Raw genomic sequence first — 16,769 nt, forward strand, 5'->3', positions numbered from 1 at the left:
AAACAGCGTAGCGCCGGTCGCCGATTATCAGCCCCGCTGAGCGCGGTTAAGTTAGCGGCACTGGTTCGCGGCCCCGCTGCCGCGCTTGAATTTCCTTTATTGAAATCTGGAGCTACCCATGACCCGTCGTCTGTTCCAACCCCTCGCACTCGGTCCTTACACCCTCGCCCATCGCGTGGCGATGGCCCCCTTGACGCGCTCACGCGCCGGCCAACCGGGCGATGTACCGACGCCGATGAACGCCGAGTACTACCGCCAGCGGGCCAGCGCCGCGCTGATCATCACCGAGGCCACACAAATCTCCCGGCAGGCTCAGGGTTACGCCTGGACGCCGGGCATCTACAGTCCTGAGCAAGTTGAGGCGTGGCGCGACGTCAGCGCGGCGGTGCATGAGGCCGGCGGCCTGATCTTCATGCAACTGTGGCACGTCGGCCGGGTGTCCCACCCCAGTTTTCAACCCGATGCTGGCCTGCCGGTTGCGCCCAGCGCGCTGCCAGTGCCTGGCAAGACGTTTATCGTCGACGAAAACGGTAACGGCGTCTGGGGTGATGTGCCGGTGCCGCGCGCGCTGGAAACCGCGGAAATCGCCGGCATCGTCGAGGACTACCGCGTGGCCGCGCGCAACGCATTGCTGGCGGGCATGGACGGTGTAGAGATTCATGCTGGCAACGGTTACCTGCTCGACCAGTTTCTTAACAGCAACAGCAACCAGCGTGACGATGCCTATGGCGGCAGCGTGGAGAACCGCGCGCGGTTTCTGCTGGAGGTGGTCGCGGCCGTGGCTGAAGAAGTTGGCGCCGAGCGGGTCGGCGTACGCCTGACGCCGATGGGGCGCTTCATGGGCATGGGCGATGACACCCCGGAGGCAACCTTCGGCCACCTCGTCGAAGCGCTCAATCATTGGAATCTGGCCTACCTGCACCTGGTCGAGCCGGCGATGGTCGGCACAGTCAAAGACGAGAACTTCGACCCGCGCTGGGACGCGATCATTGCCCAGTTGCGCAAGACCTGGAACGGCGTGCTGATCCTGGCCGGCGGCTACGATGCGCAATCTGCCGAACAGGCGCTGATTGCCGATCGTGCCGACATCATCGCGTTTGGCCGGCCGTTCCTGGCCAACCCGGACTTGCCGCGTCGGCTGCACGATGGCCTGGCGCTCAACGTGCCGGATCCGAGCAGCTTTTTCGGTGGGGATCAGCGGGGCTACATCGATTATCCATTTCATGCCTGAACAAATGCAGGCCACCCGCCTCTCATGAATGTGTAAATCCCTGGAAGCAGGGGCCGATGCGCCCCTGCTCGATCAAGTCATACGATCTCTACGTTTAGTCGCAGATGTGAAAAATCCACCGTAACGCCTATCACAGTGCAGCTGTGAGCTTTCAGGTCTATTGCCCGACGTCGCCGAATGCGATAAAACGGGCTAGTTGTACGACAACCTAATAAAAACCAAGTCGTTCGAACGGCTAACAATCCTGAGATCTGCCATGCCTCGCCCTACCGCTACGCAAACCGTGCCGCCACCCTACCCCCGTTATCTGGCGGTGATCATTCTGTTGTGCATGGGCTGTGCGTTTGCCGGCAATCATGTGGCGGCGCGAGTCGCATTTGATGATGGTGCGGGAGTGTTGCTGGCGATTTTGATGCGTTCCGGCGGGACCTTGCTGGTGCTCGCCATGCTGGTGCTGTGGCAAAGACAAAGCCCGCGTTTGCCGGCGGGCGCATGGCGCTGGCAACTGCTGCTGGGGTTGCTGATCACTGCGCAGAGTCTGTGTCTGTATTCCGCTGTCGCACGGGTGCCGGTGGCGCTGGCCCTGCTGGTGGCGAACGTATTCCCTATTCTGCTGGCATTGCTCACCTGGGCGCTGGGTGGCCCGCGACCGAGCGCGCGCACCGCGATATTGATGGGTTTGATTCTATTGGGTCTGGTGTTTGTGCTGGATGTCCCCGGGCGTCTCTCAACCACGACAGACGTCAATCCGCAATGGCTGACGGGCGTCGCGCTCGCGTTCTGCGCCGCCAGCGTGTTCGCCTGCGCGCTGTGGATCACCGACCACAAACTGTCTCAGGTACGCGGCTCGGTGCGCAGTCTGCTGACCATTTTCATCGTATTCAGCAGCGTCAACCTCGCAGGGCTGACGGGCGCTCTTCCCGGCGGATTGAACCTGCCCGCCACCTCGACCGGATGGCTGGCCCTCGCCACTCTGGTGGTGCTGTACGGCACAGGTTTTATCGTCTTGTTCATTTCCGTACCTCGACTCGACATGCCGCGCAATGCGCCGGTGATGAACATCGAACCATTGGCAACGCTGCTGATGGGCTGGATTGTGCTGGATCAGATGCTCAGCAACGGACAGATTCTCGGCGGGGTAATTGTGGTCACGGGCATCGTTTTGCTGACATATCGTAAATCAGTGGTCAAGGCTGAGGTTAAAGTCAGTGCGTGAGGGGTTCTCGCCAGCGGTTCTCACGGTCGAGTTTGGCCTGCTTCGGCCAGCTTCTTTTGCACATAAAAAAGCATCAACACCGAATTTGTCTGAGCCTGTCGAGATTGCTGCTCAAACAACGCCACAAGCTCTTCTTCACGCTTGCACTCAGCGTTGATATCGCCCCTTGCAAATTCGCAGCTACCGTATTGGCCCCAGCCTTTGCGGGCCTCATCGGTATCTCGGGCGGGATACACCCAATACGCTTGCCATGCACCGTCGACGACAGGTTTGCCGGCCGCGTCTATCTGCTCAATCGCCTGCAAGGTTGCTGTCGCAGCGGCGTCCAGAAAACCTTGAGGGGTGGCGTCGGCTTTACTCGCCTCATCACGAAGCGCCTGACACTGCGCGTCAGACAAGTCGAACAATGGCAGCGCTTCAATGCTCTCGAACTCATCAAACGGATCGGCATGATTGCCCGGCAACTTGGCGTGGTAAGCCGGCACGACATGGCCGGGGACGCTCATGTCCTGTATGTAATGCAAGACCCTTCCCGCTTGCTCGTATACCGCAACGGGATCGGCACCGGGTTCCACCAGCAGCGCGTTCAGCTTTTCAATACGTTTGGAAAAGATCACGTCCAGGCTTCGGTTGGCGAACCAGAATGGCTCAAGTTTTTTGTTGCGGTTATAGAAGTGCCAATTGGTAGCGCGCTGAGGGAGCGTTAGCAGGTTTGAATCCTCAGCGTCAGTGCCTGCCGCCAAAGCCTCCGCCAACTGTTCGGGCAACTTCACCCCCGGGCAGCGTTGATACGCCTGAGCTGCTTTCAGTGCATAGGCCGAATGCAAGTCGGGGTTGAAGGCGAAGGCTGGGGTTGACGGGTTGAACAGCAGCGATAGGCCAAATACTGCGAGGTAACGTGTTGCGGCTCTTCGGCCTATCCGGGTGGCTTCCATGCTGTTGATCTCCAGAAACTTGCGTGATTGCGGAACACTTATCGTACGCGCGGCAATTTAGCACTTAGGTGGTGGCAAAAAGCTGTTTTTTGCTCAGCCACTCAGGACAAGCATAAAGGGCAACCCCTGCGTCCTAACGTCGCAGCAAACAACTATTGGCAAATCCTGCACAAGCCTTAGAATCCCGCGCTCTCTTGCAGCCCCCTCGGTGTCTGCCTGCACCACAACACACTTCGGCTTGGCAATCGCATGCGCAGCGGCGCACGTTGCGCTGTTCGTCCTCTAGAGGTTTTTATGTCTCCGCGTTTGCTGGCCATGGCGCTGGCGCCCCTGCTCGGGCTGTTCATTGTTGCGCTGGGCAACGGTTTCATGTCGTCGCTGACCACCCTTCGACTGGACGCTGCCGGTGCCTCGACCACGATGATCGGTATCGTTTCATCGGCCTACTTCATCGGCCTGACCCTGGGTGCGGTGTTCAATGACCGTTTGATTCTGCGCATCGGCCATATCCGCGCCTATGGCAGTTTCGCCTCGCTGATCGCCGTGACCATCCTGCTGCAGGGCTTGTTCTATGACACTTGGGGCTGGTTCGCCCTGCGCCTGATCAACGGCTGGGCCACGGTCGGCGTGTTTCTGGTGATCGAAAGCTGGTTGCTGCTGGCGGGCGACGCGAAGATTCGTGGGCGCTTGCTCGCGTTGTACATGATCGTCTTGTACGGCGCCGGTGTGCTGGGTCAGGCAACGCTAGGGAAAATCACCGGGTTGAGCGACAGCGCACCGTTCATGGTCGCCGGCATGCTCGCCTCGTTGTCGGTGCTGCCGATCGTGATTCTGCCGCGCGTATCGCCATTGCTTGATCAGGTTGAACCGCTCAAACCCCGGCAACTGCTAGGCGTGACGCCGACCGGGCTGGTCGGCTGTTTCGGCTCGGGTGTGACCATCGCGGCGATCTACACCTTGCTGCCGCTGTATCTGCAACGCAGCGGTCTGAATGTCGGTGAAGTCGGCAGCATGATGGCTTGGACGATTCTCGGCGCGATGCTCCTGCAATACCCAGTCGGGCGCTGGTCTGACCGCAAGGATCGCTTGCAAGTGCTGACCATTCTGACGGTGGCATGCACGGTGCTATCGCTGGTGATCGTTCTGGTGCCGTTGTCCTCGACCATGCTCGCGGTGATGTTGTTTCTGCTTGGCGGTGGTGTGTTCGCGCTGTACCCGGTTGCCGTCAGCCACGCCGCCGACCGTGCCCCGGCCGAAGCCTTGGTGCCGATGATTCAGGGCTTGCTGCTGATCAATTCGCTGGGCTCGGCGATCAGCCCGATGATGATCTCGCCGGTGATGAATTCGTTCGGTGCCAATGGTCTGTTCTGGGTGTTTGCGCTGGTCAATCTGTGCATGGTCACCTTCTTCCTGTGGCGCCGTGGCAAACGCCCGGTTCCGGCCAATCCCGCGCCGTTTGCAGCGGCAGCCACCTTCTCGCCGACAGGTGCGGAATTGCGAGTGACCGAAGACTTGCGTCAAGCGGTACAGGAGCATCCGCCGATGGTTGATGCATTGAGCGGTGAGCCATCGCCTCAGTGCGAGACGCGCTAAGCGTTCCGCCAGTCTGCGCCAAGCGCAGGCTGGCTTGCACCACTATTGGGATTCGTGGGTGATGTCCACGAGCGGAATCGGCTCAATCGCCCAAGCGCGAATCTGACGACGTTCGGGGCTGGGTATCGCACAAGCCTTGCGTCCGGTGAACGTTCGCGCAAGACGCTCTTCATCGATGCGCCAGCCGCGCTGCTCCAGCGCCTGCACGTCTTTGCGAAAGGCAATCTGTAGCGCGTCGGACTTCAACGAAACCTCCTGCTGAAAGGAGTCCGGCACACGTTCGGGCCGGACGTTTTTCAGCACCGCGTGATCTTGTTCGAAGATTCGGATATTGCTGGCAATGAACCTGCGATCCAGCAGCCGTGAGCGCAGGAACGTTCTGCCCATCATCCACCAGGTGCGCGTGCGATTGGCGTCAATCGGCACATGCGCCGAGACGATGTAGATCCGCCAGCCGTTGGGCAACTCAAGCTCAAGCGTTGTACAAGGGCCGGACAGGTGAAACCCCGGAACAGTGGCCACACTGACAAACTCGGTGGAGGATTTGCGCCGCAGCAGCCCTTTGCGTGCCGGCCTGCGCATGAGCATTTGGGCGCTGCCGCTCCACGCATCGCTGTCGACCTCGAATGATTCAATCTCGGGATGATCCGGATCGCCGAAGGTTGATCCATGGACAAACGGTGCGTGCGCGAAGTCCAGACCGTTTTCGATAATCCGGTCCCAACTGGCCTGCCAGTCAAAGTGACCCGAGACCACGCGGATGGCGGGATCGTCGATCCAGTCGAGCATCGGCAAGGGTGGACGCTCAGACTCAGGCAGATCACCTAAAAACGCCCAGATCCAGCCGTATCGCTCCAGTGTCGGGTAGGCATCGACGCGGGCCTTGGCGGGAATCCGCAGGTCGGGCTGCGCCGGTATCTGCGTGCACACGCCATCACCGCCAAACCGCCAGCCGTGATAGGGACACTGCACGCTGTTGCCGACCTTGCTGCCGGCTGACAGTGAACCGCCGCGATGCACGCAAATATCTGAAAGCACATGAGCGACGCCCGCGTCATCGCGGAACGCAACGAACGGTTGTCCGAGCAATTTAACCGGCATCAGTCCATCAGTCAGCTGTGACGATGGGAGAACGACATACCACAGGTTTGTGAGCATGGGGGGCGTGTGATCCGTCAGTACGGTGAGTTCAAATCAGAAAAACCCTGGAGTGCAAAACTAAACCAGAGGGCTCCACTTGGCCAACGTGATTTGCCAGTGCCCTTGCCCTGCCCTTTGCCTACACTTGCTTGCCAATGATGTTTACCTCTCTGCCGAAGGAGTCACCATGTCCAAGCTCTATCCGAGCATCGATCCCGAGGGATTGGTCGAGTATTCCGTGGTCTACACCGACCGCTCGCTCAATCACATGTCGCAGTCCTTTCAAGGCGTGATGAAGAACATTTCCAAAACCCTGAAACAGGTCTACCACGCCGAAGCGGTGGCGGTGGTTCCAGGCAGCGGCACTTTCGGCATGGAAGCGGTGGCGCGGCAGTTCGCCACCGGCCAGCAATGCCTGGTGATACGCAACGGCTGGTTCAGTTATCGCTGGAGCCAGATTTTGGAGATGGGCAACATCCCGGCGGCCACTACGGTGCTCAAGGCCCGGCCGATCGAGACGGGTCGCCAGGCCGCCTACGCCCCGCCGCCGCTGGACGAAGTGCTGGCAGCCATCGCGGCGCAGAAACCGAAAGTCGTCTTCGCGCCCCACGTTGAAACTTCATCCGGGATCCTCCTTCCCGACGATTACCTGCGAGCCGTTGGCGACGCCGTGCATGCGGTGGGCGGTCTGTTCGTGCTGGACTGCATCGCCTCCGGCACCATTTGGGTGGATATGCACAAATGCGCCGTCGACCTGCTGATCAGCGCACCACAGAAAGGCTGGAGCGCTTCCCCCTGCTGCGCCTTGGTGATGTTCAGTTCTGCAGCGCTTGAGCGCATCGAACAGACGCAAAGCAGCAGCTTCGCCTGCGACCTGAAAAAGTGGCTGCAGATCATGCAGGCCTACGAACAGGGTGGACATGCCTATCACGCGACCATGCCCAGCGATTCCCTCGCGCGGTTCAACGACGTGATGAAAGAGACGCAAGCGTACGGGTTCGACAAGGTTCGCGATGAACAACAGGCGCTGGGCGATCGGGTGCGTGCGCTATTGACCGGCAAAGGCATCAAAAGCGTCGCCGCAGAAGGCTATCAGGCGCCCGGCGTCGTGGTGAGCTACACCGATGATGCCGACATCAAAAACGGCAAGAAATTTGCCCAGCACGGCCTGCAGATCGCCGCCGGCGTGCCACTGCAATGCGATGAGCCAGCCGACTTCCAGACCTTTCGCCTCGGCCTGTTCGGGCTGGAGAAGCTACAGAATATCGAGCGCACGGTCAGCCTGCTGGAGCAGGCATTGGATGAGGTTATTTAGATACCCGGCAACCCGTCGTCGGGCCGCCTGGTTCGGCCGTTTAATAGACTTGAGGCACCATGAGTTCCGGTGGCGTAGGACTGCGAGAGTAGTCCTCCTCGCGCACGCGCTGCGGCAGTTCAATCAGCGGTAACTCGACTTCTTCGTAAGGCATTTGGCCGAGTAGATGATTGATGCAGTTAAGTCGGGCTTTTTTCTTGTCGTCGGCTTGCACCACCCACCAGGGTGCTTCGGCAATGTGGGTGCGTTCGAGCATGATTTCCTTGGCCTTGGTATAGGCCTCCCAACGCCGACGTGACTCCAGGTCCATCGGGCTGAGTTTCCACTGCTTGAGCGGGTCGTGAATGCGACTAAGGAAGCGCAGGTGTTGTTCTTGGTCGGAAATGGAAAACCAGTACTTGATCAACTGAATGCCGGAACGGGCGAGCATCCGTTCAAACTCTGGCACGGTCCGGAAAAATTCTTCGTACTGATAGTCGTTGCAAAATCCCATAACTTTTTCAACACCGGCGCGGTTGTACCAACTGCGGTCAAATAGCACGATCTCACCTGCTGCCGGTAGGTGCGAGACATATCGCTGGAAGTACCATTGAGTTCGCTCGCGGTCGTTGGGCGCGGGCAAGGCAGCGACTCGGCATACCCGGGGGTTGAGCCGCTGGGTTATGCGCTTGATTACCCCTCCCTTGCCAGCGGCATCGCGCCCTTCAAACAAGATCACTACCTTGTGTCCGGTCTTGACCACCCAGCTTTGCAACTTCACCAGTTCACCCTGCAGGCGAAACAACTCGCTGAAATAAAGCCGTCGGTCGTCCTTCTCAATACCATTCGGAACGTGGTCATCGAACAGCGCGTTCAGGTCATGCCCGTCTTCGGACAACTCCAACTCCAGCTCCTCGTCACTGTGGTCGAGCAGCTCGCGCTGAATGCGGTGTATCAACTGATCTTGAGCTGAGGGCATGGTGAAGACCTCGGGTACTGGATGGTACTGCCATACTGACGTCGATTTATGACTGAGCAGTTACCGGGGTTCTCGGGATTGCTGATCGCTTGAAGCAGACGTTGCATACCGGCCCAACGTCCCGAGCGTTCAACTCTGTTGGGTATCCGCTCAGTGAGCCTCACGCTCTGCTCTTTCGATATGTAGTCAGTCGGGGCACAATGCGCATCCTTTTTTGGCTGGCCTTGCCGGAGGCCTCGAAATGATCAAGACACCGTACTACCTCATCGACAAACAGAAACTGCTGACCAACATGCAGAAGATCGCCTATGTGCGCGAACAGTCAGGGGCCAAGGCCCTGCTGGCACTCAAGTGCTTCGCAACCTGGTCGGTGTTCGACTTGATGCAGCAATACATGGACGGCACCACGTCGTCGTCGCTGTACGAACTCAAGCTCGGCCGCCAGAAGTTCGAAGGCGAAACCCACGCCTACAGCGTGGCCTGGGCCGACGATGAGATCGAGGAGATGCTCGCCAATTGCGACAAGATCATCTTCAACTCCATCAGCCAGCTGCAACGCTTTGCCGAGCGCTCTGAGGGCAAAGTCCGGGGCCTGCGCGTTAACCCGCAAGTCAGCAGCTCCGATTATCTGCTGGCCGACCCGGCGCGTCCGTTCAGCCGTCTAGGCGAATGGGACCCGGTGAAGATCGAAGGCGTTATCAGCCAGATCTCCGGCTTCATGTTCCACAATAACTGTGAGAACGGCGACTTTGGCCTGTTCGACCAAATGCTCTGCACCATTGAAGAACGCTTCGGTGAGCTGCTGCACAAGGTCAGCTGGGTCAGCCTGGGCGGCGGCATTCACTTCACCGGTGAAGGCTACGCACTGGACGCGTTCTGCGCTCGTCTCAAGGCGTTCTCGCAAAAGTACGGCGTGCAGGTCTATCTGGAGCCTGGCGAAGCGGCGATCACTAACAGCGCTTCGCTGGAAGTCACCGTGCTCGACACTCTCTACAACGGCAAGCACCTGGCCGTCGTGGACAGCTCCATTGAAGCCCACTTGCTCGACCTGTTGATCTATCGCCTGAACGCCAAGCTGGCGCCGAGCGAGGGTGAACACACCTACATGGTGTGCGGCAAATCGTGCCTGGCCGGAGACATCTTCGGCGAGTACCAGTTTGATCGTCCGCTGGCCATTGGCGATCGACTGTCATTCATTGATACCGCCGGCTACACCATGGTCAAGAAGAACTGGTTCAACGGCCTGAAAATGCCATCCATCGTGGTGAAACAACTCGATGGTACCGTCGAAGTAGTTCGCCAATTCGGTTACGAAGACTACCTGTCCAGCCTTTCTTGAAACGGACAGACAAAGGAGAGAAAAAGCAATTGAAAAAGAACGTTCTTATCATTGGTGCAGGAGGTGTCGCTAAGGTGGTGGCCCACAAGTGCGCGCAGCATAACGATGAACTCGGTCGTATCGCTATCGCGTCGCGCAACATCTCCAAATGCCAGGCCATCATCGACAGCGTCAAGGCCAAGGGTAGCCTCAAACAACCCGCCGATATCAAAGCCTTCTCCCTCAATGCGCTGGATGTCGAGGCGACCAAGGCGCTGATCCGTGAAACCGGATCCGAGATCGTCATCAACGTCGGCTCCGCGTTCCTCAATATGTCGGTGTTGCGTGCCTGCATCGATACCGGCGTCGCTTATCTCGACACCGCCATTCACGAAGAGCCGGGCAAGATCTGCGAAACCCCGCCCTGGTATGGCAACTATGAGTGGAAGCACCTCGCCGAGTGCCAAGAGAAGAACATCACCGCCATTCTCGGCGTGGGCTTCGACCCGGGTGTGGTCAACGCCTATGCAGCACTGGCACAACAACAGTATTTCGACCGCATTGATTCGATTGACATTCTTGACGTCAATGCCGGTTCCCACGGCAAATATTTCGCCACCAATTTCGATCCGGAAATCAATTTCCGTGAATTCACCGGGCAGGTGTGGAGCTGGCAGAACAGCCAGTGGACCAGCAACACCATGTTCGAAGTCAAACGCACCGACGACCTGCCGGTTGTAGGCTCGCAGAACCTGTACCTGACCGGTCACGATGAAGTGCACTCGCTGTCGAAGAATCTGGACGTACCCAACGTGCGTTTCTGGATGAGTTTCGGCGAGCACTACATCAACGTGTTCACGGTCCTCAGAAACCTCGGTCTGCTGTCCGAACAACCGGTCAAGACCGCTGAAGGCCTGGAAGTCGTGCCGCTGAAAGTGGTCAAGGCCGTGCTGCCTGATCCGAGTTCGCTGGCGCCCGGCTACACCGGCAAGACCTGCATCGGTGACCTGGTCAAGGGCACCAAGGATGGCCAGTCGCGCGAAGTGTTCATCTACAACGTGGCCGACCACGAGGAAGCCTTTGCCGAAACCGACAGCCAGGGCATTTCCTACACCGCCGGCGTACCGCCTGTTGCCGCTGCCCTGCTGGTCGCCCGTGGCGAGTGGGATGTGCAGCGCATGGCCAACGTCGAGGAACTGCCGGCTGAGCCGTTCCTCAAGGCGCTGGACGTCATGGGACTGCCGACCCGCATCAAGGATGAAAACGGAGATCGTCCCTGGAACGGCGTAGCCTGAGGCTCGCAATAACCCGCGACGCGTCACTGCCCGCTACAAAAAACGCCGCTCATTGAGCGGCGTTTTTGTCTGCACTGAAAATCAGGACACGGCTTCCGGACATTGTTGCGGCGGATTCCTGCTCTTGCCCTGTTGTTGCCGGGCGAGCAGTGCCTGTACGTCAGCGACGGCATCCAGAACCCGCTGCGCCCAATGCTCATCCTCCGGGTGCACGACAACAACGCGAAAACCGTGATCATGGCCTTCCGAGCGCACACCTTCGGAGTCATCGACATGCAAGTCGATATCGAAGGCCGGGGGGAATTTCGACGGGCCGTTTGACAGTCCGTTTGTCGCCAACGCCTGGTTATGCACCACACTGTTGACCACCCCGTCGACGCGGATGCCATACAACAATAGCCAGCGCCTGATATAGGCCGGGGTCCGACCGGACGACGTGTAAACCCAGATACTGCAGCCCTGACGCCGCAACTCGCGGGTCAATGAGCGCGTACCGCATCGCAGTGGCTCGCCGAGCCAACGATGCAAGCAAGCCGGCAACCAGCTCTGCTCGACGGCACAGTGATGCAGCTGGCAGGCCAGCGTGTCATCGATATCGAACGAAACCCGTATGCGCTGGCGAGCGAATACGCTCATGGGGATAGCACCGAGCATGGCTTGCCAAACGCGGCTGACGGAAGCCTGGTACCTGGCGGAAATGGGTTGCCCGCTCATCAATCTCCCCCTTGCAAGACGGGCGAGGTCTTGTCTTTGAGTAAAAAATTCATCGACTCAGGCGCCTGACCTTCAAGGAAGGCCGCATACTTTTTCTTGATTTTGGGCAATTCATACAACGCCTTTACCCCGTGCTTGGCGGAGTTGCGGATGACCGAGGACGGATTAAAGTAACCCCCGGCATTTTCCAGCGTCAGCACGAACGGAGGTAATCCCGCGCGCATGAGCAAATAGCTGACGATGAGTGAGCCACTGCGGTTATTACCCTCGATAAACAACTGCGGCTTGCTGAGGATTCGAACATAAACACCAGCCGCTCGCTTCCAGACTGACTCGCTGCGATACGCGCAATACCAGTTGAACAGGTCCTTTATCCCCCCCTCAACGTTGTTGAAGAAGTGCTCTTCGGTCGCCGCTAGGTGTTGAGCGTACTCCAGTCGGCGAACCGGGTCCCGGCCACAGAGGACGGTAGCGTTGATCTCCAGCATCAGGTTCAGTTGCTGAAGGTCGAACAGGTCGACACCGCGAGCGACATAGTCGTCAATCAGCGCATAGCCTTCAAGCACATTGTGCAGCACTTCGTCAGTGAAGGGATCGCGAGGCTCGGTAAAGTGCCTGCTGAGTTCGGAGAAACGGCCCTGAACCTCTCGCAATACCCGTTCAATCGCGGGCAAATCAAGACGACGCGTTGCAGACATTGGCAATCCTGAGAACGGTAGATAAAAGGGTCAAACGGCCGGATGCCAGTACAGCACCCTTGTCCATGGCCGCTTGCCGTCTTGACTGGATGATTGCTGCTTAGCTGAACTTGCCGCTGATGTAGTCTTCGGTCATTTGTTCACGCGGCTTATCGAATATCTGGGTTGTCGGCCCCATCTCGACCAGATAGCCGGTGCGCGTCCCCTGGGAAATATCAACCGAGAAAAAAGCGGTCGTGTCAGCGACGCGGATGGCCTGCTGCATATTGTGAGTCACCAGGGCGATGGTGTAGTCCTTCTTCAACTCGATCATCAACTCCTCAACCCGTCGGGTCGCGATCGGGTCGAGTGCCGAGCAAGGCTCGTCCAGCAACAGCACTTCCGGCTCGGTCGCAATGGCACGGGCGATGCAAAGCCGTTGCTGCTGACCACCGGAGAGGGACAGGCCGCTGACCTTGAGCTTGTCCTTGACCTCATCCCACAGCGCGGCACCCTGCAAGGCATGTTTCACGCGGTCGCCCAGATCGCCCTTGTAGCGATTGAGGCGCAGGCCGAATGCAACGTTGTCGAAAATGCTCATCGAGAACGGATTCGGCTGCTGAAACACCATGCCGATATAACGACGCACGACCACTGGATCAACGCCCTTTCCATAAACGTCTTGCCCGAGGAAATGCACGTGCCCTTCAAAGCGAAATCCCTTCACCAGATCGTTCATCCGGTTGAGGCTGCGCAGCACGGTGCTCTTGCCGCAACCCGATGGACCGATGAAACCGGTGATCTTGTTTTTTTCGATCGGAACATGGCTGTCACGCACTGCCAGGAAGTTACCGTAGAAAATCTTGTCCAGCTTGCAGTCCATGACCACTGGCGCCTGAGTGACAAACGGAGCCGCGACTTGCAGATTTGATGCGTTCAAGGTTCAGATGCTCCGTTCTCAGTACTTGGGCTTGCCGAAAATACGGCTGACAATATTGACGACCAGTACGATCATCACCAGCACCAGCGAGGCCGCCCATGCCAGTTCGAGTTGGTTGTCGAAGGGCATGCCGGAAAAGTTGTAAATCAGTACGGCGAGCGAGGCCGTCGGATTCATGACCGCCAGGTTGCCGTCGTGGTAGATCCAGTAGTTGCTGAACAGCGCCGTGAACAACAAAGGTGCGGTTTCGCCTGCAGCGCGGGCCACGGCCAGCATGACCCCGGTGAGGATCGCGGGCATGCCGGTCGGCAAGACGATTTTCCAGATGACCTGTGAGCGGGTGCAGCCCATGCCGTAGGCGGCATCCTTCATGATCTTGGGCACCATTCGCATCGACTCTTCAGCCGTCAGCACGACGATCGGCAACATCAGCACGGCCAGTGCCACGCCACCGGCCGGCGCCGAGTAAGTACCAGTGGTCATCACGACCAGCGCATAGGCGAACACCCCGGCCAGAATGGAGGGCAGCCCCGTGAGCATCTTGGCGGCAAAGCGCGCGGCGTTTGCCAGCTTGCTGTCAGGGCCCAGTTCCGCCAGAAAGATAGCCGCCATGATGCCAACTGGCACCGCGATCGCCGCTGCGATACCGACCATGACGAAAGTGCCGGCCATAGCGTTGCCGAAGCCACCGCCCGTCTCGAAACCGGTGGGCGGAAGTTCGGTGAAGACCTCCAGATTCAGACGTGCCCCGCCGCGAGTGATCAGCATGTAGAGCACGGAGATCAATGGCACGCTGGCCAATAGAGCACCGCCCCAGACCAGCATGGTCAACACCAGGCTGCGCAGCGCGCGACCTTCAAACTTGCGCTGCAGGCTAGGAAATGCAGCCTCAGAGGACGTGATGTCAGTCATTATTTAGTACCACGTTGGGCATAGACCATGATCATGGAACCGATGATGTTCACCAGTAGCGTGATGAACATCAGGACCAATGCGGCGTACATCAACACTTCAATCTCATTCGGCCCTGCCTCGGGAAAATTCAACGCCAGCAAGGCCGCCAGCGTATTGGCCGGGGCAAAGAGAGAAAGGGAGATGTTGTTTGCGTTGCCTACCAGCATGGCCAGCGCCATGGTTTCACCTAACGCGCGGCCCAGCCCCAAGACGAGGGAACCAAAGATGCCGGTGGCGGCAGATGGCACCATCACCTTGAGAATGGCCTCCCAATGGGTGGTTCCCATGCCGTAGGCAGCCTGCTTGGTTTTCATCGGTACGCCGGTGAGCGCGTCCTGCGACACGGCAGCAATGGTCGGCAGAATCATGATTGCCAGAACCAGCGCCGCCGGCAGCAGTCCAGGTCCGCTCAACGACGTGCCAAAAAAAGGTATCCAGCTGAGTTCGCTGTTCAGCCACTCCGCCAGCGGCCGAATTGCCGGAATCACCACGTAGATCCCCCAGAGACCATAAACGACGCTGGGGATGGCTGCCAGTAACTCGACGATGGTACGAAAGACGGCAGCGAGCTTAGCGGGCAGGAAATCCTGGGTCAGAAAAATCGCCATGCTGACACCGAAAAAACCGGCGATCAGCAGCGCGATGAAAGCACTGTAGAGCGTCCCCCAAATGGCCGGCAGAATGCCGTATTTGCCCTGATTAACATCCCAGACGGACCCCAAAAGCACATCCAGGCCGTGCTTCTCCATGCCGGGAATGGCCTTGCGCCCTACTTCGAATATCAGCGCAAAGACCAGCGCCAGAATCAGCACCACGCCTATTTGCGCTAGCGCACGGAAGACGCGGTCGACCAGAAAGTCCTTTGCGGACGGTGGTTGGCACGCAGAAGCCGGATTAACCGGTACGACAAAAGGTGTGTTCATTGGCTAATTCCGGAATGAAGGGAAACTCTCCCGGCGCTGCAAGCGGGCGCCGAGAGAGGCCTCAGGAGCGCTTACTGGATGTTGGCAGACGCTTTGCGAACCTGATCGACGACTGACTGTGGCAAAGGTATATAACCCATCGAGTCGGCGATTTTCTGCCCTTCGGTCAAGCTGTACTCGACCATCTCGCGCATGGCTTTGGCCTTGGCCGGGTTACCGTTGTCCTTGCGAAAGATCATCCAGGTGTAGGAAGTGATCGGGTAAGACTTGGCGCCGTCCGGATCTGGCAGCCAGGCCACCAGGCTCTCGGGCATTTTTACCGCAGCGAGTGCCTCGGCGCCGCTTTCCGCGTTCGGTACCACGTACTGACCGGCCTTGTTCTGCAACTGCGCGAAGTCAACCTTGGCAAGTTTGGCAAAGCCGTATTCGATGTAACCGATGGCACCCGGCGTCTGGCGTACGGTGGCTGTCACACCGTCATTCTTGGGCGACTTGATGAATTTGTCGCTGGCCGGCCAGTTGACGGTGTTGCCCTCCCCCAGCGCCTGCTTGAACTCCGGATTGATGGCCGCCAGGTGCTTGGTGAACACCGCAGTGGTACCGCTGGAGTCTGCTCGCACAACAACCGTGATCGGTGTATCGGCCAGTTTCAACTCGGGGTTGGCTGCGACGATCTGCGGATCGTTCCAGCGGGTGATCTTGCCCAGGAAGATGTTGGAGTAGACGTCGCGTGGCAATTTGAGCCCTTTAGGATTGCCCGGCAGGTTATAAGCCAGCACGATTTCACCCGCCGTCATTGGCAGCAACTGCACGCCCTCGCCCACCTTGGCAATGTCTTCGTCTTTCATCGCAGAATCACTGGCGGCGAAATCAACGGTTTTATTCAAAAAGTCCTGTACACCCGCACCGCTGCCCTTGGATTGGTAATCCACAGTGACACCCGCCGACTTTTTGCTGAAATCCTTGAACCAGGTGAGGTAGATCGGTGCCGGAAAACTGGCTCCGGAGCCTGTCAGCCGGACGTTTTCCGCCGCGAAGGACATTGAGGTAGCCAACAGAGATGCAGTCACAACGAACGCAGCAGACTTGATCAATCGTTTCATCAAGGAAACTCCTTATAGGGGCTCCTTAACTCTGCAGCAATCTCGTTAAGTTTTTATGAACGTTGGATGGCAGGACCCCGCCTCAATCGTTTTGACCCCTTGCTACCCTTACTCATCGTACCCCCTCCTCGCACATACCTATTGCGCAGTAGTACCGACGCACATGACTTTCCAGGACTCTCAAGGCAATGGGTGTCCATCCAGGCGACAGTGGATCTGAATTTTTACTCGCCCGCTGCGGCGGCAGGCGCGTGAGAATTCGCTGGCCGTCGCCATGAGTCCGAATCCCATCGCCTGCGTTATCTCAGTCAGGCAAAGCCCTGCCTGTTCCGCCTTTGTCGTTCGCGGGATTTGGCAATCGAATCTTCTTGCGCGCGGGTTGTCCTTATTCCCGGATTGCGTGCCGCCATTCGCCAAGCGCCACTTTCCAACGCTACTTTGCCTCCACCGCCATGGC

General features: G+C 58.5%; 15 protein-coding genes. 6 read left to right on the top strand and 9 right to left on the bottom strand.

Going from position 1 to position 16,769, the window contains the following annotated elements; translation table 11 throughout:
- The first annotated feature begins 118 nt into the window (after window positions 1–118).
- Window positions 119–1,231, top strand: a complete 1,113-nt coding sequence (locus tag CKW14_RS20270) for an alkene reductase (RefSeq protein WP_095048972.1) — start codon at window positions 119–121, stop codon at window positions 1,229–1,231.
- Window positions 1,232–1,487: 256 nt separating this feature from the next.
- Window positions 1,488–2,447, top strand: a complete 960-nt coding sequence (locus CKW14_RS20275) for a DMT family transporter (protein WP_095125978.1) — start codon at window positions 1,488–1,490, stop codon at window positions 2,445–2,447.
- A gap of 20 nt (window positions 2,448–2,467) precedes the next feature.
- On the opposite strand, the gene CKW14_RS20280 is transcribed toward CKW14_RS20275, so the two are convergent.
- On the bottom strand, window positions 2,468–3,382 hold the full coding sequence (locus tag CKW14_RS20280; RefSeq protein ID WP_095048974.1) for a hypothetical protein: 915 nt from the start codon (window positions 3,380–3,382) through the stop codon (window positions 2,468–2,470).
- 294 nt (window positions 3,383–3,676) lie between these two features.
- Here CKW14_RS20280 and CKW14_RS20285 point away from each other — a divergent pair, with 294 nt between their 5' ends.
- Complete coding sequence (locus CKW14_RS20285; RefSeq protein WP_095048975.1) at window positions 3,677–4,975, top strand: MFS transporter; 1,299 nt, start codon at window positions 3,677–3,679, stop codon at window positions 4,973–4,975.
- A gap of 42 nt (window positions 4,976–5,017) precedes the next feature.
- On the opposite strand, the gene CKW14_RS20290 is transcribed toward CKW14_RS20285, so the two are convergent.
- Window positions 5,018–6,133 carry an aromatic ring-hydroxylating dioxygenase subunit alpha gene (locus CKW14_RS20290; RefSeq protein ID WP_095125979.1) on the bottom strand — a complete coding sequence of 372 codons (1,116 nt, stop codon included), beginning with the start codon at window positions 6,131–6,133 and terminating at the stop codon, window positions 5,018–5,020.
- 169 nt (window positions 6,134–6,302) lie between these two features.
- On the opposite strand from CKW14_RS20290, the gene CKW14_RS20295 reads away from it, so the two are divergent.
- Entirely contained in the window at window positions 6,303–7,430 is a 1,128-nt protein-coding gene (locus CKW14_RS20295; RefSeq protein WP_095125980.1) for an aminotransferase class V-fold PLP-dependent enzyme, read from the top strand.
- Between the two features lie 40 nt (window positions 7,431–7,470).
- Here the strand turns inward: CKW14_RS20295 and ppk2 are convergent, their stop codons facing one another.
- On the bottom strand, window positions 7,471–8,388 hold the full coding sequence (gene ppk2, locus CKW14_RS20300; protein WP_095048978.1) for a polyphosphate kinase 2: 918 nt from the start codon (window positions 8,386–8,388) through the stop codon (window positions 7,471–7,473).
- Window positions 8,389–8,629: 241 nt separating this feature from the next.
- Here ppk2 and CKW14_RS20305 point away from each other — a divergent pair, with 241 nt between their 5' ends.
- Entirely contained in the window at window positions 8,630–9,727 is a 1,098-nt protein-coding gene (locus tag CKW14_RS20305) for a carboxynorspermidine decarboxylase (RefSeq protein ID WP_095125981.1), read from the top strand.
- 29 nt (window positions 9,728–9,756) lie between these two features.
- Entirely contained in the window at window positions 9,757–11,001 is a 1,245-nt protein-coding gene (locus CKW14_RS20310) for a saccharopine dehydrogenase family protein (RefSeq protein ID WP_095125982.1), read from the top strand.
- 81 nt (window positions 11,002–11,082) lie between these two features.
- Here CKW14_RS20310 and CKW14_RS20315 read toward each other — a convergent pair whose 3' ends face one another.
- The 6 genes from CKW14_RS20315 to pstS form a co-directional block, all read right to left on the bottom strand.
- A complete protein-coding gene (locus CKW14_RS20315; protein ID WP_095126080.1) occupies window positions 11,083–11,655 on the bottom strand; it encodes a hypothetical protein in 573 nt (190 codons plus the stop codon).
- Between the two features lie 59 nt (window positions 11,656–11,714).
- Window positions 11,715–12,413, bottom strand: coding sequence for a hypothetical protein (locus CKW14_RS20320; protein WP_095048981.1), 699 nt, complete (start codon window positions 12,411–12,413; stop codon window positions 11,715–11,717).
- A gap of 100 nt (window positions 12,414–12,513) precedes the next feature.
- Window positions 12,514–13,275 (bottom strand): phosphate ABC transporter ATP-binding protein PstB, encoded by a 762-nt coding sequence (gene pstB / locus CKW14_RS20325; RefSeq protein WP_217827632.1) that lies wholly within the window; start codon window positions 13,273–13,275, stop codon window positions 12,514–12,516.
- Window positions 13,276–13,350: 75 nt separating this feature from the next.
- Window positions 13,351–14,244, bottom strand: a complete 894-nt coding sequence (pstA, locus tag CKW14_RS20330) for a phosphate ABC transporter permease PstA (protein ID WP_095048982.1) — start codon at window positions 14,242–14,244, stop codon at window positions 13,351–13,353.
- Window positions 14,244–15,209 carry a phosphate ABC transporter permease subunit PstC gene (pstC, locus tag CKW14_RS20335; RefSeq protein WP_095048983.1) on the bottom strand — a complete coding sequence of 322 codons (966 nt, stop codon included), beginning with the start codon at window positions 15,207–15,209 and terminating at the stop codon, window positions 14,244–14,246. Before pstC ends, pstA begins: the two co-directional genes overlap by 1 nt.
- Before the next feature lie 71 nt (window positions 15,210–15,280).
- Window positions 15,281–16,312, bottom strand: coding sequence for a phosphate ABC transporter substrate-binding protein PstS (pstS, locus tag CKW14_RS20340; protein WP_095125983.1), 1,032 nt, complete (start codon window positions 16,310–16,312; stop codon window positions 15,281–15,283).
- Window positions 16,313–16,769: the final 457 nt, after the last annotated feature.

The sequence above is a fragment of the Pseudomonas sp. Irchel s3a12 genome, assembly GCF_900187485.1.
Lineage (GTDB): Bacteria > Pseudomonadota > Gammaproteobacteria > Pseudomonadales > Pseudomonadaceae > Aquipseudomonas > Aquipseudomonas neuropathica.

Bases quoted from the DNA above. Each gene is read 5' to 3' on its own strand.
- pstC (WP_095048983.1), bottom strand. From the start codon at position 15,209: ATGAACACACCTTTTGTCGTACCGGTTAATCCGGCTTCTGCGTGCCAA.
- pstS (WP_095125983.1), bottom strand. From the start codon at position 16,312: ATGAAACGATTGATCAAGTCTGCTGCGTTCGTTGTGACTGCATCTCTG.
- CKW14_RS20285 (WP_095048975.1), top strand. From the start codon at position 3,677: ATGTCTCCGCGTTTGCTGGCCATGGCGCTGGCGCCCCTGCTCGGGCTG.
- CKW14_RS20275 (WP_095125978.1), top strand. From the start codon at position 1,488: ATGCCTCGCCCTACCGCTACGCAAACCGTGCCGCCACCCTACCCCCGT.
- CKW14_RS20305 (WP_095125981.1), top strand. From the start codon at position 8,630: ATGATCAAGACACCGTACTACCTCATCGACAAACAGAAACTGCTGACC.
- pstB (WP_217827632.1), bottom strand. From the start codon at position 13,275: ATGGACTGCAAGCTGGACAAGATTTTCTACGGTAACTTCCTGGCAGTG.
- CKW14_RS20315 (WP_095126080.1), bottom strand. From the start codon at position 11,655: ATGCTCGGTGCTATCCCCATGAGCGTATTCGCTCGCCAGCGCATACGG.
- CKW14_RS20295 (WP_095125980.1), top strand. From the start codon at position 6,303: ATGTCCAAGCTCTATCCGAGCATCGATCCCGAGGGATTGGTCGAGTAT.
- CKW14_RS20290 (WP_095125979.1), bottom strand. From the start codon at position 6,133: ATGCTCACAAACCTGTGGTATGTCGTTCTCCCATCGTCACAGCTGACT.
- CKW14_RS20280 (WP_095048974.1), bottom strand. From the start codon at position 3,382: ATGGAAGCCACCCGGATAGGCCGAAGAGCCGCAACACGTTACCTCGCA.
- ppk2 (WP_095048978.1), bottom strand. From the start codon at position 8,388: ATGCCCTCAGCTCAAGATCAGTTGATACACCGCATTCAGCGCGAGCTG.
- pstA (WP_095048982.1), bottom strand. From the start codon at position 14,244: ATGACTGACATCACGTCCTCTGAGGCTGCATTTCCTAGCCTGCAGCGC.
- CKW14_RS20320 (WP_095048981.1), bottom strand. From the start codon at position 12,413: ATGTCTGCAACGCGTCGTCTTGATTTGCCCGCGATTGAACGGGTATTG.
- CKW14_RS20270 (WP_095048972.1), top strand. From the start codon at position 119: ATGACCCGTCGTCTGTTCCAACCCCTCGCACTCGGTCCTTACACCCTC.